General features: G+C 40.9%; 17 protein-coding genes, 7 tRNA genes and 2 pseudogenes. All 26 read right to left on the bottom strand.

Annotated elements, in window-relative coordinates:
• Positions 1-57: 57 nt before the first annotated feature.
• A complete protein-coding gene (locus G636_RS0113775) occupies positions 58-1,503 on the bottom strand; it encodes an AAA family ATPase (RefSeq protein WP_026508527.1) in 1,446 nt (481 codons plus the stop codon).
• Between the two features lie 206 nt (positions 1,504-1,709).
• A tRNA-Met gene (locus tag G636_RS0113770) sits at positions 1,710-1,784 on the bottom strand.
• Positions 1,785-1,786: 2 nt separating this feature from the next.
• Positions 1,787-1,861 (bottom strand) — tRNA-Met (locus tag G636_RS20390).
• Between the two features lie 292 nt (positions 1,862-2,153).
• Positions 2,154-2,930, bottom strand: a complete 777-nt coding sequence (locus G636_RS0113760) for a tRNA(His) guanylyltransferase Thg1 family protein (RefSeq protein ID WP_026508525.1) — start codon at positions 2,928-2,930, stop codon at positions 2,154-2,156.
• On the bottom strand, positions 2,927-3,364 hold the full coding sequence (locus tag G636_RS0113755) for an AAA family ATPase (RefSeq protein ID WP_242826980.1): 438 nt from the start codon (positions 3,362-3,364) through the stop codon (positions 2,927-2,929). Before G636_RS0113755 ends, G636_RS0113760 begins: the two co-directional genes overlap by 4 nt.
• A 26-nt stretch (positions 3,365-3,390) precedes the next feature.
• Positions 3,391-4,083, bottom strand: a complete 693-nt coding sequence (locus tag G636_RS0113750; RefSeq protein WP_026508523.1) for a hypothetical protein — start codon at positions 4,081-4,083, stop codon at positions 3,391-3,393.
• 13 nt (positions 4,084-4,096) lie between these two features.
• Entirely contained in the window at positions 4,097-4,882 is a 786-nt protein-coding gene (locus tag G636_RS0113745; protein ID WP_026508522.1) for an ATP-grasp domain-containing protein, read from the bottom strand.
• A gap of 33 nt (positions 4,883-4,915) precedes the next feature.
• Complete coding sequence (locus G636_RS0113740; protein WP_026508521.1) at positions 4,916-5,539, bottom strand: SIMPL domain-containing protein; 624 nt, start codon at positions 5,537-5,539, stop codon at positions 4,916-4,918.
• Positions 5,540-5,691: 152 nt separating this feature from the next.
• Positions 5,692-5,773: transfer RNA gene (locus G636_RS0113735), tRNA-Tyr, on the bottom strand.
• 4 nt (positions 5,774-5,777) lie between these two features.
• Positions 5,778-5,849 (bottom strand) — tRNA-His (locus tag G636_RS20385).
• Positions 5,850-5,851: 2 nt separating this feature from the next.
• A tRNA-Glu gene (locus G636_RS0113730) sits at positions 5,852-5,924 on the bottom strand.
• A 3-nt stretch (positions 5,925-5,927) separates the two neighbouring features.
• Positions 5,928-6,000 (bottom strand) — tRNA-Glu (locus G636_RS0113725).
• Positions 6,001-6,032: 32 nt separating this feature from the next.
• The gene (locus G636_RS0113720; RefSeq protein ID WP_026508520.1) at positions 6,033-6,287 is read right to left on the bottom strand and encodes a helix-turn-helix domain-containing protein; all 255 of its coding nucleotides are present in this window, start codon (positions 6,285-6,287) and stop codon (positions 6,033-6,035) included.
• Positions 6,288-6,336: 49 nt separating this feature from the next.
• Positions 6,337-7,545, bottom strand: coding sequence for an RNA-splicing ligase RtcB (locus G636_RS0113715; protein ID WP_026508519.1), 1,209 nt, complete (start codon positions 7,543-7,545; stop codon positions 6,337-6,339).
• 22 nt (positions 7,546-7,567) lie between these two features.
• A tRNA-Lys gene (locus G636_RS0113710) sits at positions 7,568-7,640 on the bottom strand.
• 452 nt (positions 7,641-8,092) lie between these two features.
• A pseudogene (locus G636_RS18660) lies at positions 8,093-8,377 on the bottom strand (DUF523 domain-containing protein); the annotation flags it as partial.
• 17 nt (positions 8,378-8,394) lie between these two features.
• The gene (locus G636_RS0113700; RefSeq protein ID WP_026508518.1) at positions 8,395-8,991 is read right to left on the bottom strand and encodes a sce7726 family protein; all 597 of its coding nucleotides are present in this window, start codon (positions 8,989-8,991) and stop codon (positions 8,395-8,397) included.
• An 11-nt stretch (positions 8,992-9,002) separates the two neighbouring features.
• Positions 9,003-9,782: a DUF6904 family protein gene (locus G636_RS0113695; RefSeq protein WP_026508517.1), complete on the bottom strand. Its 780-nt coding sequence runs from the start codon at positions 9,780-9,782 to the stop codon at positions 9,003-9,005.
• A 61-nt stretch (positions 9,783-9,843) separates the two neighbouring features.
• A pseudogene (locus G636_RS21215) lies at positions 9,844-10,034 on the bottom strand (PDDEXK nuclease domain-containing protein); the annotation flags it as partial.
• 161 nt (positions 10,035-10,195) lie between these two features.
• Complete coding sequence (locus G636_RS0113690) at positions 10,196-10,408, bottom strand: hypothetical protein (RefSeq protein WP_026508516.1); 213 nt, start codon at positions 10,406-10,408, stop codon at positions 10,196-10,198.
• Complete coding sequence (locus tag G636_RS0113685; RefSeq protein ID WP_026508515.1) at positions 10,398-10,889, bottom strand: DUF3990 domain-containing protein; 492 nt, start codon at positions 10,887-10,889, stop codon at positions 10,398-10,400. The genes G636_RS0113690 and G636_RS0113685 overlap by 11 nt, the downstream gene beginning before the upstream one ends.
• Positions 10,886-11,068: a DUF3791 domain-containing protein gene (locus G636_RS21210; protein ID WP_242826981.1), complete on the bottom strand. Its 183-nt coding sequence runs from the start codon at positions 11,066-11,068 to the stop codon at positions 10,886-10,888. Before G636_RS21210 ends, G636_RS0113685 begins: the two co-directional genes overlap by 4 nt.
• A gap of 232 nt (positions 11,069-11,300) precedes the next feature.
• Entirely contained in the window at positions 11,301-11,741 is a 441-nt protein-coding gene (locus G636_RS0113675; RefSeq protein ID WP_026508513.1) for a hypothetical protein, read from the bottom strand.
• Positions 11,719-12,501 carry an IS21-like element helper ATPase IstB gene (gene istB / locus G636_RS18655; protein ID WP_051227035.1) on the bottom strand — a complete coding sequence of 261 codons (783 nt, stop codon included), beginning with the start codon at positions 12,499-12,501 and terminating at the stop codon, positions 11,719-11,721. Before istB ends, G636_RS0113675 begins: the two co-directional genes overlap by 23 nt.
• Positions 12,494-14,059, bottom strand: a complete 1,566-nt coding sequence (gene istA, locus G636_RS18650; protein WP_242826979.1) for an IS21 family transposase — start codon at positions 14,057-14,059, stop codon at positions 12,494-12,496. Before istA ends, istB begins: the two co-directional genes overlap by 8 nt.
• A 240-nt stretch (positions 14,060-14,299) precedes the next feature.
• A partial coding sequence (locus tag G636_RS0113660) for an ATP-binding protein (protein WP_026508038.1) occupies positions 14,300-14,581 on the bottom strand: 282 nt, incomplete at its 5' end.

Here is a 14,581-nt window from a genome sequence, read left to right as displayed (position 1 = left end):
CAGCTTGCATTATTACCTATCCAAATCTTCGTTATGGCATGCGATTAAGATAAGCAATTATATCTCTTTGGCTTTGAACAAATCATCTAGTGTGACCTGCTTTTGAACAATTCCACTATACTGATTTGATTCCACCCCATAAGTTGTTACAAATACTATCTGAACTGCTTTTTTAGTCTTTGAATTTTTACGGAAGGTCTCTATCCTCTTTCTCAATTTCTCGTCATAGTCTTTGTCGATGGCGTATTCACTCAAAGAAAATTTCATCTCACAGAGGTTTATAACTCTATCGCGACGATCAATAATCAAATCAATTTGTGTCCCCGCTGTACCAAGCTTCTTATCTGCCTTCACGAACCAAGATGACTCAGTGGATAGAATGCCTAGAATTCCAATCTTTTGCTTAATCTGGCTGATATGATCTTTACATACCTGCTCAAACATATTTCCAGCCCAGGTCTTTCTGGCAGGAGCATCGAGCGTATTGCTCCAATAATGTTCATCCCTGCCCTTGTTATCCCTTATATAGTTAAAATAAAAGCTTGAATAGTAATCAGCTAACTGATAAAGAGTATCTTTCTTCTTTTTGCCAAAAAACGGGTTTTCTCTGACAAAACCGGAATCTACCAGATTCTTTATAATCTTGGACAATACACCATTTAATGCAAGCCCTGTCGCTTTGGAAATATCCTCTCTCGTAAGACCGTTTTTCTTCTTACTGAGTTCATAAACTACAGAAATATAATTCTCACCCTGTGCAAACAAGGTATTATACAAATGGTCAAATTCATCCCATAGTTCTGCCGTTTTTCTAAAGAACAAATAATCAATATTTTGAAGATATGACATTTCTTTATCCAAAAGGCTCAGATAATATGGTATTCCACCCATTATCATATAGCACTCTGTAATATCATATCTTGACCAACGAATACCTTTACTGATCAAATACTCCTCAGTTTCAGCTAGTGAAAATGGCTCTAAGAAAAGCTTACATGTCTGACGATTGAAAAGACCACCCTTATTATGCTCTATATTATCCACCAGCCAAGATGTCGCTGAACCACACACTATAAAAACAAGGTTGTCAACAGAGGATCCGAAATCATTCCAAAAATACTCAAAAGCTGAGAGGAACCCAGATTTATGCGTATCAAGCCATGGCATCTCATCAAAAAAAACAACACATTTCTTTTCTGGATCCTGCTCCTCAATGTATTCACGCAAAAGCTCAAATGCATCTGTCCAGTTTGTTGGTGTTGGTATCTTCTTATGAGACTTTCGATTTAGCTCATTTATAAAAGCCAGTAACTGGTCAACCTTCGGCTTATTATATGCACCTGTCAACTTAAAGCTAAAAGAGTTCCCATAGTATTGATTTATCAAAAATGTCTTACCAACTCTTCTTCGCCCATACACCAAGACAAGCTGCGCTGTTTCCTCGCGCATACATTTGTCAAGCCTTGCATATTCCCTTGTTCTTCCAATAATCTTCTTTTTCATAAGAATATAATAAGCATATCGATTATATAAGTCAATAATACTTATCCAAATCTGCAAAATTATGTACGATTTGGATAAGCAATCAATTTAAGTAAATATCGGTAATATTATATTTATTACCGATATTTACTCTTTTATTATATTTAGCTCTTTTTAGACATAAGCAGAGCTAGTAGATGCTACCAAATTGCACTACATCCCGAGAGTTGCGGGGATGGGATTCGAACCCACATTACAGAGCTTATGAGGCTCGGCTGGTACCAACTCCAGACCACCCCGCGAGTCGCAAAGGCAGGATTCGAACCTGCGTTACAGTCCGTATGAAGGACGGCTGGATCCATCTCCAGTCCACTCTGCGATGCAAATAAAAAAGCCGCTTTGGAAATTCATCCTCTGCGGCTTGTCTTCGTTATTAAGTATTCAGCTATGCATCTACTGACTGCATGTCTGTATACCTCCAAGTCGCATGATATTTTTGGGCATAGTACGGCACGGGAAAGCGGGCATACTAACTCTGTATGCGCTCTCTACACAGATATTCATTTCTAAGTTTCTGTTTGCCATCATAATTATCTGCCTCTTTGTACCCGGGAGCTCTTCGCTCCGTTTCCTTTCGAGTATAAAATACCACAGCCTTGGAAAAATGTCATTCAACTTGTAATATAATCCGTTTTGCTCAGGAATTCCTCTATCAAATCTCCATATGCAGGTCCAAGCGGAAGCTCATACTCTACCTTCAAACGGTTTCTGACAGCCATTTCCTTTTCATTCTTTATCGGATTGAAACCTTCTTTTTCATACTGTTCCCGCCAGATTCCGATCCCACGCTTCTGCCAGGAAGGAAGCTTGTCAAAATTGATACCCTTCGAAAAGAGCAACTCATTCTTGAAAGAAACAGACTTCCCTTCCAGCATCGCAGTTGCTTCCTGCACGGATTTTCCCTCTTTCCTGAGTGTCCAGTAACAATATGAATTCAAAGAATTCCTGTGTGCATCCTCCTGTCTCCAGAGGAAGTAATCTCTTACCTTCTCCGCATTCGGAAGCGGAACAATCCTGCAGTCAAATGTAGCTACCCGTCCAAGTGCATGGGAAAACGCTGCACTTGCTTCGCCAGCAAGCGTGGAATTGTACTTGCGGACCTTTCTCCCGAAGGTTTCATCCCCAGGCACGAACAGCAATGAAATCTCGTCACTCTCTGTGAATCCATAGGCTATCCTGAATCCACAGTCCATCAAAGCCTCCACTGTGTTGACCATCAAATCTCGGAATCGCTCGTCAAACGGTGCCTCGAATTTGCAGATTTCCTTGGTCAGTCTGGTAAAGCCACGACCATCCAACCGCGCCACCATATAAGTCTCCGGAAGGATCACCTGATCCAACGACTGTTCATATACTCGCATCTTCTTATCAAGTTCATCGAAGTTCATTCAGAATCCCTCCATTCATCGATATTAATCGCATCATCTACAATGCTTACAAAAAACAATTCATCAAAACCTTCCGCACAAGACGGCATCTCCAACTTGTTGGAAGTATTGGCTATCGCAGTCCGCGGTACTTTAGCTTTGCCCTCTCGTAATTCATTTCGAGCGATACAATCCTGCAATTTGGACTGCATAAAGTATCCTACAACCTTATATCCGGCTGCTCTGGCTATACAAATATACTTGGTCCTGTCATCCGCAGTAGGATTTGTGTTATCAATGACCAAATCCACCTGTCTTGAGATTGCATCCTCAATTGCCATATTCTCTTTGTTGCGTGTATGAAGCGTATCCAGATTCACCCGAACATAATCTGCAAGCTTCTCCGCACAGAATCTGCTTTTCCCGCTTGCCTGGATTCCAATCATAATAGCCATGGTAGGCATAATTCCCTCCGCATCATCTATGAAAACAAGATATCCATTTCTTTTTCAAAAGAGGTAACTTCGCCCTCTTTTTCATAAGGACAAGTCATTTCAATATCTGATAATCGATCTTTCCCAATTGCCTTTAAGTATATGATTTGCTTTAAATCTAATTGATGGCCATAGTTTGATTTCTCCCAGCCAAAGAACCCGTGTCGCTTAAGTGCTTCGACGCATCCATTGGCCACTGCCAAGGCAAATTCTTTATAAGAAACCGTAAAATCAAACTGTTCTTCGTCCTCATAATGTGTTTCAATTCTGATTTTTAGGGTAAAATCATTATCAGCCGTAATGGTTCTATCTATATTCCAGTCAGTACTTCTTCCCTCTGCATCCCAAGATAAATGAACGACTTGAGGAATATCCTCGCAAAATACAATGTCTCCACCTTTATATCCTTCTTCATCAATTGATTCAACCAACCGATCACCATTCTTCTTTTTTATAATGCGAAATGGTTTATCACATCGGTCTAAATATGCATAATCAGTGCCATAGCAATATTGATAAAAATCTGGACTCATACAGCAAAGTGCCTCAATGAGTTCTCCCAATTCATACTTACCCCAAATGCAAGTAGTAAGTAGGTAATGCTCTGAACCATTGACATATACCTTGTAATCTTCCCATCCGCCTCCCCAAACAACTACTTCAAATTTAACCTTATCCATAGAATCATCTCCTTCAGAAATCGAATTCATCTTCTCTTTCCAAAAGCTGCGCCCACCTGGCTGATATTAGCTTTGCATATTGAATACTCGGCAACCCATAATGTCCAAGTGCATACGCATCATTAAACTCAACCAGCAATGTCCGGCCATCTCTGGTATAACAAATATCCATGCTACAAGCAGCCGGCCTGTCTTCCCATTCAACAAATGCCTTGAGCATTCTCTGAACAATCTCACTATCATAATGATAAATATAACTTTGACGAGTTTTATCAAGTAGCATTCCATAAGGTCTCAGGTCAATCAGCTTGTCATATCGGATAAAACCTCTCCATTCAGCCAGAATATCCAATGGCTCTGATACCAGTACCTCATAATTCTCAAAATGATTCCCACAACCAACAAGATCTGCAATGCTTGATATGATTTTCCCAGTAAAAGCCTTGTCTCTGATCGGCTTAACGAAATATCCGGCTGTCCATTTAGACTCATCACAGGAAATACTGTTGATTGTATCCTTCCAGACTTTTCTGCCGAGGAATTCCCTCATATTGTCCGGATAGTCCGGTATATGTGGTTTGACGTCAAATTTAGCAAATATCTCGTTACACTGATCGATATAATCCAGGACAATATCTTCTCTCTCAACACGGTCATAGATATCATCGATAGTATGATAAGGAATGATCTCTGCACCCATTTCCAGAAAACCATACATTGCATTGGCCATGTTATGGCTGTGCGGAATATCCATCTGCATTCCATTGTCGTATTTTGTTTTTAACCAAACTCGTCCCATAATAATTTTCTCTTTGATCCTGCCAACATAGACTTATTCCATAATCCAAACAATCTCTATGGCCTCGGTCTCCTTAGTCGTCGGAGCCTTTAATTGGTCAGAAAGTTGCGGTTTTCTGTATGGAACTGAAATAGCTCTCTCCTGTTCACAACACATATATTCGCTTCTGTCGTAGCGATCCCCCTGCTCAACGGTATCTATTCCGGAGATTTTCTGATCCATTGTTTCTGCGATTAATTCAGCTTTTTTTCTTGAATCATTAATTGCCTCTTTTAATAGTTCATCATGTAATTCTTTTTTATTTGACAAAGAATACTGTACATTCAGGTCAACATCCATATCCGATTTTTCAATTAAGTCCATTAAAGAATTGTTAAATCCCATATCAAATGGAATAATTATCTTTAATTCACGAGTAGCTGTTACATCCAGTTCCTTGTCTTCAAATTCCTGATTGATGTCATCATCGGAGATATGGATATTCCTTAAGTCAATTCCCCAGCTCTTCACATTCTCCAAGAACTGCTCACAGTCTTTTATAACTTTTGCTGCTGCGGCTGATGAACTGCCAGCATGCGATAGAAAACGCATCGTGATTTCCACGATATCTGCCACTACTGATCTTTCCGCTTTTCCTACGATTGTTAATTTACCCATTTTGTTCCTCCTTATACTGTGTTATCAATTCATATTCTCTAAAAGCAGAGTTTTTCTTCTTTTTTATCTTGTCTTGTCTGACTATAATCTAACAAAAAAGATGTCCCTTAAAAACGCCAGCTCAAAAACCGACTCGGACTCGCAAACATAAGTGGGCAGGGTTGGACTCGAACCAACGTAGACCGAAGTCGGCGGATTTACAGTCCGCTGCAATTGCCACTATGCGACCTACCCATAGGGTGACTACCGGGAATCGAACCCGGATTTTCAGAGCCACAATCTGATGTAATAGCCTTTATACCATAGCCACAGTGACCCCTGCGAGATTTGAACTCAGCATTTGCAGCTTGAGAGGCTGCCGTCCTAACCATTAGACGAAGGGGCCGTATGATCCTCGCCGGACTTGAACCGAGCATCCCAGCCTTGAAAGGGCTGTGTCCTGGCCTTTAGACTAGAGGACCATGTGCAGGTACCTGATCCGGTACCCGCTTTTTCATGCGCTGAATGAAATTATACTGGCAGAATCAAGTACCAGAATGTCATCAATTGCTACTCCTAGTACGACAGATAACACTACAAGGTTATCCAAAGTAGGCATTGCCGTTCCGTGCTGCCACTTGTAGATAGCCTGAGGCGTTGCAAACCCAAAAATATCCTGCAGGTCCTTTACGGACAGGCCTGCCGCTCTCCTTAAATCTGATATCCTCTGCCCTGTCCCAGCCATGTTTATGGCGGGAATATTCTGCATCATTGTATTTACCTCCTGTTCCGGCACTCCGACCGGAACAGTTCGTTCCTTACTCGGATGCCTTAAAGTTATAGATGGGCTTCATCACATCGATGACATCAACCGATTCTTTGATTACATCTATGATGTCCTCAAGAGATTTGTATGCCATCGGAGCCTCATCCAATGTGTTTTTATTTACTGAGGTCGTGTAGACCCCTTTCATTGTTTCCTGATACTCTTCCAATGTCAGAGTCTTAAATGCTTTGCTACGAGACATTACTCTGCCTGCTCCATGAGGAGCTGAGTAGTTCCATTCGGGATTACCCTTTCCGACTGCCAGAACACTTCCATCTCTCATATTGATCGGGATGAGGACTACCTCGCCCTCATGGGCCGCAATAGCACCCTTTCGAAGAATCATCTCTTTTGTATCAATATAGTTATGAATAGTGTGGAAAGCTACGCCAGCGGTTATTCCCACTCGATCCAGGAGTACTTCCGCCATAGTCTCTCTGTTCTTCCTTGCAAAAGCCTGGCAAATCTCAATATCGTGAAGATAGTTGTCCAGATACTTCCCTTCCAACCAGCAGAGATCTTCAGGTACATCGGTGCCGTTCTCTCTTGCTTTACGGGCTAGCTCCTGGAGTGCAGATTGAATTTCTTTCTGTCGTCCCTGCTCTTTAAGAGTCTGAATAATCTTCTGCCCCTCCTCTTTCAGTTCTCCAACGCCTTTATGAAGGTTAATTGCAAGCTTCTGATAGAGCTCAGCCACCTGTTTTCCAAGATTACGGCTTCCGGAATGGATAACCAGATAATTGGTTCCATCCAGTGCGCGGTCAATCTCTATAAAGTGATTGCCGCCTCCTAAGGTTCCAAGGCTTCTTACCAGGTACACCGGATGACGAAGATCCTCTCTGCAGCGGAGCTCATCCAAATCAAAATCTTCCTGAGCCTCCTCCCAGATGTTCATTCCTGAAGGAATGTAATGTGCCGCTTCATCGAATTTCTCAAGGTCGATATCACCCTTTCCGAGATTCACGGTATACATTCCGCATCCGATATCTACACCGACAACGTTAGGAACTGCTCTTCCGTTAATTGTCATGGTTGTTCCGATGGTGCAGCCTTTTCCGGCATGTACATCAGGCATAATTCTGATCTTGCTACCCTCGGTGCAACCGTAATCACACATTCTCCGGATCTGTTCAATTGCTTCATTCTCAACAACCTTCGCGTAGCAGATTGCCGTGTTCATTTTTCCTTTGATTTCAAACATTTCTTATTTCCTCCGTTTCGAATGCCCCATGAGAGGCTCGAACTCTCGACCTACAGATTAAAAGTCTGTTGCTCTGCCAACTGAGCTAATGGAGCATAACAAAAACCGCCTATCCCTGTTACAGGATAAGCGGTTCTGAAGTCTTTCTATGGTAATGCTCCGGTCTGATTCCGGTCCTATATCAAGATGGTCTTCTTACGACATTTGCTTATCCGTAAAGGGCGCATGGTTTTAAAGCTCTGCTCATAATCTTTGTGCAGTGCTCCATAGCGTTCACTATTGGGATAACTTGTCATAATGAATCTCATCGCTTAATCCTTTCTGGGCCCAAGCCCTTTTCTCTTACTTTATATCGAATCATAACACCTTTTTCTTAAGGTGTCATTATACTTGTGGTATAAAGATTGAAAAATACCGTCTCAATCCAATCCCAACGAAATATAATTTCCACAATCACATTGGATGATTAATTCTTCTGCCTTTCCATCTCTAATTTTGGTTAATCCCCATTTATAGTGGGTAACTACATTTTCTTATTATTGATTCCTGACTGAAGAATACATAATTCAGCACCAGAATCCATAATCTTCTTAAATGCCGCCTCTGCTCCGGATCTGAACTCTTTATCAACAATCTTGCCTTCTTTATTGGTAACAACTCCGTTCACTATCTCAGCAGGAACTCTTGGTGTAGGAAGACCTCCCATTACCTCCGGGCATATAGGAATCACTTCATGTCCTTCACAGAAAGCCCCAACCTTCTCGCTGTAGTTATTTCCACCATTATATTTGCAGTTCTCACCTAAAAGGCATGCGCTAACAGCAATGACCATTACAGTTTTCTATCCTTCTATGCTTTTCTTCGTTTCTTTCTATAGGTCTCAATTTCTTCCGCTATTGTGTTATAGTCTCTCTCAAACAATTCCTCATATGCCTGCTTCCACAGGATTTCAGCGGGAACTTTTTCAATGAGCTTTTCCTGAACGAACACCTTGCTCTTTTCTCTATATTTGGGAAGATCATTTCTCTCTAAAAGATGATTTAACTCAGTCCTCCATAGGATGGAGATTTTCCTCCTATCCTTGACTCTGGGATTTACATCCGCCTGCCTCATAACATAAAAGTCCGGTGCTCCGTTCTCATCAGCTTCTACAGTGATAATGCCCCACCAGTCTGGAACATGCTCTTTTACATGCGCTGCATGTGATGAACCCACCACAATGATATTGCGGTCGTAATACCAGTTGTAGTTCTTGACCTGTTTCTCGAGCCGGGCATATGTATCAGCATCGCTTTTGATCTCTATGCCGTACAGAAAATCCGGTGTGATCATGACGACGTCCGCCCTGGCACTGCCGGTTCTTTTCTCCTCAAGAATCCTCACTTTTCCAAATGAGTCTTCCAGGAAATCAAACAATGGCTCACGGATATCCTTGTCATAAAAAATGCCCTTATTCATCACCACTCTATATCCTCTGGATACTTATCACTCTTTGGATCATACAAATGATAGATGCTGCAATTCTGCTGCTTTGCAGAGTACTCAAAATCCCTCTTCAAATTCAGATATGTCTGAGGCTGCTTAACAAACCTTTTTGCTATGTTTCTCAGCTTGTCTTTACGCTTTTCAGGAACAGTTTTGAGATATTCAATATTACACCTGTCAACATAAGATGTTATGTATCGATAAAAAGGAGCTTCCCAACTAAGGTCTTTTCTCTCAATTTCCTTCAATATCTGCCTGAAACCATCGTCACCTATTACACGCCCAAGCGCATCCAGGATTGTACATGATAACATCTCAAGATTGCCTTTGTCCTTTATAAAATCGCACAGATAAACATCTCCTCTATGTTCTACATTAACCCTTTCATGGTCATAATACTTTTTAGAAAAGATATAAAGGTCACTTACAGACAGAGCCACAAAAACAGCTTCAGGGAAAAGAATATTGACCTTATAATGGACGTTCTCTTTGGGCATGATCATTTCATGCCACTTCTCCAACGCATCATTTACACCGTTATCAACAAAGGTAACCTCACGGTCCCCCTGATAAGCATGCCTGATATCATAGCACATACCCAGAAGCCTATTCTTTACTCCCCAATATGGATCGTAGTAATCATCTTCTAATCCAGTCATCCTGTATATACTTTCTACAATCTCATAGAAGTCAAGATATTCCCCCTCCAGACATATCCCCGTCAGATTCTCCGTAGGTTTTGCATATATCATGTGGTACTCCTCCCATATATAATCAGCTCCTTAAATTATAAGCAAAAAAGCACTTCGACGCTATATGAGACATCGAAGTATCTTTTAATTGCTTTTCATTATAATCTTCTCTTATGGTCAAAAAATCAAAGTTGTAGGGATCTTTTGTCATTTCCTGAGCCAAATCACTTTGTGCTGATGGCAAAGCATATTTGAAATTGCTTTACCCAGTCTATCATACAAATCCGTATCCAGAAAATTTTCTAACACTGCTGATTATTCTTGCAGGGACGTAAGGCGTTATACTGTTGTCATTATGCGGTATTCTGCCCCGGGTCATCTGGTGTATTTCTAATATATCAAAAAGAGGCGCCGCTTAACAGCAATTAATACTGCTAAACAACGCCTCTGATTAAAGTGACAATTCCTATTTTTTAATTTTCTGTTTCCTCAAGAATATCCACAAGGACCTTGTAATCCAGATACTGTATGCCCTCATTACCAGCATGTATTTTATTGGCAAGAGCACTAGAATAATAAATATCCATAGCGCGTTCATACGAAATGTCTCTTCGTTCTGATATGCAGGCAATTATCCTCTCCTCTAGTTGCTCCTGATATACCTGTTCTAGTGTTTTATCGTCCATTTGAAACCTCATATGATGACTCAAAGATTAATAACTGATCTATAGCCTTCTGCGTAATAAATGCTGATTGGTCATATGAAGGGTAAGCCTTTATCTCACGCAAAGCCCTATCTCTATCCCAGATTCCGCTGTGATACATATCAACGACCCTGAACACCTTATCGTCAGCTACTTTTCCGACTATTAAGTCATATTTCAGGTAATCATCGTATCCGTCGCGGCATCTGCACACGAAGTCTATCCACTCAGCCAGGTCTTCATCAAATCTTTTCTCTATCAAGCCGTCTTTTTGATCCAAGATAGTATATGTATTGACTATACCAACAGACCTGTTATAAATATCCGCTTTTCTTAAAGCCCACCTCTCAGCCTGTTCCTTGACCGAAGTCACATAAAAGCCTTTTCCAAAATCCAAAGGTCTGAACGAGTGAAGAACATCAGGATTTCTGATTTCTTCAATTGATCCGTGATATACTATCATACATTTATCCCCCTTACCCTGAGGTATTCCGTTATATCCTCAACAATATAAGAAGTGCTCTGTGTATGAAGCACATCAAAATTAGGCACCAAAAAGCTATTTATGCAATCAGACTGAGTCATAAGAAAATAGACTTCAGATGGCGTTTTACTCCACTTATTGGCACAAGCATGAATCATATATATAACAAAAGAAAAACTCTCCTTATCCATAAAGTAATTATATCACGAAATACCACTATTCTTCGCTGCAAGCTCTGAGTTTATTCATTTCCCTCATAAGTGACATCTTGAATGTCACTTATATATCCCCGTTATATCTCCGGCGATAATAGTCCATAGTTGCTCGGCTATATATATGCTATTTCTTCCAATTCCACATCCAAGATCAAGCGCCCGGAAACACTCATGATCAGAGAGAAGTGGCATCATCATCAATAGGTAGCCAGTCTGAATTACTTTGTGATTCATCTTCATCAGTCCATCCCATAAGCTCTTTAAGATAAGCTTCCCTCTGAGCTTTGGTCATGCCCTTCATTTCTTCCTTGATCTCTTTGTCCATCCGATAAACATCAAGGAAATCCATAGGCTCAGAGCCTGTCATGCAGAGATATCTTGAGCCGGGGTTTTCTCTTGGATTATGCCCATCCATGACCCATTTGCGAAGTAACGTTTTCTCATAGTAGGTCATAGGAACTTCTTCCTCATATTTTTTCAGATCCATAGCATTCTGGTATGCATAGTCTGCTTCAGTGAATTGATAGTTTTCAGGATCCTTCATGAATTCTGCATAATCAAAGAAATAATCCTTGGGATAAAGATCTTCTATGTTAAACCGCTTTCTTTTTGCCATTGCTTTTCTCCTCCGTATCTAAAAATGACTTTCTGTTTTCAAGTCTGTAGCTCTTTCCATCAATCTGAATCTTATCACATCTGTAGGACAGCCTATCAAGAATGGCTGTAGCAAGCGCTGCATCTCCTAAAAACTCTGTCCATTCCTCAAAACCTTTATTGGTCGTGAGTATGATAGATGTCTTTTCCTGTAGGTCTGAAACAAGCTGGAAAAAGAGATTTCCTTCAATAGCCGTTATAGGAAGATAGCCTACTTCATCAACAATAAGCAGATTTGATGAATATATCCTTTTGACCTTAGCTCGTGAACGACGATCTATATCTTCTGTGCGTAGTACTTTTATCAGGGACTTCATGGTAGTGTAACTGACTTTATACCCATCTTCACAAGCCTGATATCCAAGAGCTATGGCAAGATGAGTTTTTCCTACGCCGGGCGGCCCTGACAGTATAAGGTTATATAGTCCATCTATCCAGGTCAGCTCGCTCAGCTGTTTGAACTGCTTTGCTGAGATTGCCTTGCAGAATTTAAGGTCAAAATCTTTTAGATACTTTGGATATGGGAATCCTGCCTCCTTTATTCTTTTGCTTTTTGCCTTTTCCTGTTTATATAGTATTTCCCCATCTGTTACTGAGATAAGAAAATCAAGATAACTGCTGTCATTTTCCTCAGCGTCATGCAGGATTGTTTCAAGTTCATTCCTTGTGTGTATAAGGCCCAGGGACTGACATGCAGCTTTTAACGTTTGTTGCTTATCCATTCACGGTCCTCCTTTCCATTGCGACTTCATAGGTTCGCAGATCCCTTATTCTGGGGGAATTACCCCTGTACTTTTCTGGAATCTGTGCGGTTCGGAGAACCGGTTTATTCTTTTTATCCTCTTCAAGAGAAGACATATATGCTGTAGCACTGGAAAGATCACCTGCAGAATATAGTTCCTGCTCTGCACAGTAAACAAGTGCCTTCTGTATCAATGATGCATCCCATTCATCAAAAAGATTTTTGATAACGCCAAGCTGATCCCTGTAGTACCTGCGCTTGTCAACATGTATATGTGCAAGGAATGAATCAGTTTTACCATCGCAGTCTCCAAGCAGATCTTTTACTATCTGTTCCAGTTCAAGAATCGTCTTACTTTTATCTCTGTAAGATCGACTGGAATGACCTATCAGTTCACCTTTTCCTGTACAAAGCGGATGTCTGGCATAAAGTACACCAGTATCAGCATCAATGATGGTAATCGTATCACCTTCAGGAATAATGAATACGCGCTTTCCCTGGGTATAGGTTCCTTTTGGTACTCTGTATCTGTTGCTCTTATAAAGAACGAGATTGTCCTTCCTTACCTGATAGGTTATACTTGCTTTAGTAGGCTTAGCAAAGCTGTACTCGGATACCGGGATGAGGTACTCTTTTTCGACTGTAAATACCTCTGCCGGTATCTTTTTTGTTGTCCCGTGTTCTTCAGCATTTCCGGTTCTTTCAAGCCATTCAAGACAAGCTATGTTAAAGCTATCAATGTCATCCAGTATTCGATGTTTTGCGAAGTTATTCTTTGCGTACTTTATGACTGCCTCGATTTTTCCTTTGGACTCCGGATCAGCACCATGACACAAAAATAGCTCGAAACCGGTTGCATTCAGGTAATTCTGGAACCCTTCTGTAAGTATGATATCCCCATGATTCTCACTTACAGCAAGGACCTTATCCTGATCATAGACAATCTCTTTAGGCCTGCCTCCAAAGAATGCGAATGCCTTTATATGAGCTTGAACAAAATCTGCCGTTGTCCATGGCCTGTCCTGCCATAAGATATATTTGTATCTGGAATGGGAAAGTACCATTCCAAAACCGTATACTTTCTTACGGCGGCCGGATGTTGTTTCAAGACTGATCTCGCCCATATCGACCTGGGCCTGTTCGCCCATGGGCAGTTCATCGACAGCTTCATACTGTCTGGATGTTTCTGGTTTGGGAATATCGTACTCTTTACGGAGTACTTTGACATAGTTGCGGAAGGATCTTTTCTTAAACGGCAGGCTCTTTTGTCCGACGCGTTCTTTGATCCAGTCATAGATCTGTGCTGATGTCATGTCTGGGTACTTTTGCAGGCATGCTACAACATAGTCCCTGTAAATGTCAGCTTTCTTTTTTCTTCTTTGCGCTCTGTTATGATGCGCAGCGAATTCATCCGGTGGCATGTCCCAGTATTTCATCACCGTCTTATAGTCGATGTCGAGACGGAGAGCAACCTGGTTCTTGTTAAAATGATTTCGCTTTAGTTCTTGAATTTTCGCATAGTTCATCCAACTTTTCACCTTTCTTCACCTCCGAATAAAAGTATATTCGAAGGACGAACTATGGAAAATAAAATGCCGTTATTATGGAAATTTAATTGCCGTGGATTATGGAAAATAGTTTACCACTTACAGGGGATACTTTACGAATTCGGATGACACTATCGCCCAAATATGCGGGTATTGCAAATGTCAATATAAAAATGTAGGATTTATCTCAAATAAAGATGTATGAAAAACAACATTTTTATTTGAGATTTTTTAATTGTCTTCAGTCATAAACTGCATTTGATCCTTGAGCCTGTATGATGGTCCATTGATGTTTATGACAGAACAGTGATGAAGTAGCCTGTCCAACAAAGCATTTGTAAGAACTGGCTCCTGAAATATATCAGCCCACTTAGAGAAGGGGCTATTTGTAGTGATTATAGTTGATGACTTCTCATATCTTTTGGCTATCAGGTTGAAGAACAGATTTGCTGAATCAACATCCATCTTCTGATAGCCAAGCTCGTCTATAATCAACACTTTATATCTACAGAA

The sequence above is a fragment of the Butyrivibrio sp. MC2013 genome, from assembly GCF_000424585.1.
GTDB lineage: Bacteria > Bacillota > Clostridia > Lachnospirales > Lachnospiraceae > Butyrivibrio.
This window is presented reverse-complemented; position numbering and strand designations above follow the sequence as displayed.

What these genes read in the sequence shown, in the direction of transcription:
- G636_RS0113775 (WP_026508527.1), bottom strand. Translation starts at nt 1,503, where the DNA reads ATGAAAAAGAAGATTATTGGAAGAACAAGGGAATATGCAAGGCTTGAC.
- G636_RS0113760 (WP_026508525.1), bottom strand. Translation starts at nt 2,930, where the DNA reads ATGAACTTCGATGAACTTGATAAGAAGATGCGAGTATATGAACAGTCG.
- G636_RS0113755 (WP_242826980.1), bottom strand. Translation starts at nt 3,364, where the DNA reads ATGGCTATTATGATTGGAATCCAGGCAAGCGGGAAAAGCAGATTCTGT.
- G636_RS0113750 (WP_026508523.1), bottom strand. Translation starts at nt 4,083, where the DNA reads ATGGATAAGGTTAAATTTGAAGTAGTTGTTTGGGGAGGCGGATGGGAA.
- G636_RS0113745 (WP_026508522.1), bottom strand. Translation starts at nt 4,882, where the DNA reads ATGGGACGAGTTTGGTTAAAAACAAAATACGACAATGGAATGCAGATG.
- G636_RS0113740 (WP_026508521.1), bottom strand. Translation starts at nt 5,539, where the DNA reads ATGGGTAAATTAACAATCGTAGGAAAAGCGGAAAGATCAGTAGTGGCA.
- G636_RS0113720 (WP_026508520.1), bottom strand. Translation starts at nt 6,287, where the DNA reads ATGCAGAATATTCCCGCCATAAACATGGCTGGGACAGGGCAGAGGATA.
- G636_RS0113715 (WP_026508519.1), bottom strand. Translation starts at nt 7,545, where the DNA reads ATGTTTGAAATCAAAGGAAAAATGAACACGGCAATCTGCTACGCGAAG.
- G636_RS0113695 (WP_026508517.1), bottom strand. Translation starts at nt 9,782, where the DNA reads ATGATATATGCAAAACCTACGGAGAATCTGACGGGGATATGTCTGGAG.
- G636_RS0113690 (WP_026508516.1), bottom strand. Translation starts at nt 10,408, where the DNA reads ATGGACGATAAAACACTAGAACAGGTATATCAGGAGCAACTAGAGGAG.
- G636_RS0113685 (WP_026508515.1), bottom strand. Translation starts at nt 10,889, where the DNA reads ATGATAGTATATCACGGATCAATTGAAGAAATCAGAAATCCTGATGTT.
- G636_RS21210 (WP_242826981.1), bottom strand. Translation starts at nt 11,068, where the DNA reads ATGATTCATGCTTGTGCCAATAAGTGGAGTAAAACGCCATCTGAAGTC.
- G636_RS0113675 (WP_026508513.1), bottom strand. Translation starts at nt 11,741, where the DNA reads ATGGCAAAAAGAAAGCGGTTTAACATAGAAGATCTTTATCCCAAGGAT.
- istB (WP_051227035.1), bottom strand. Translation starts at nt 12,501, where the DNA reads ATGGATAAGCAACAAACGTTAAAAGCTGCATGTCAGTCCCTGGGCCTT.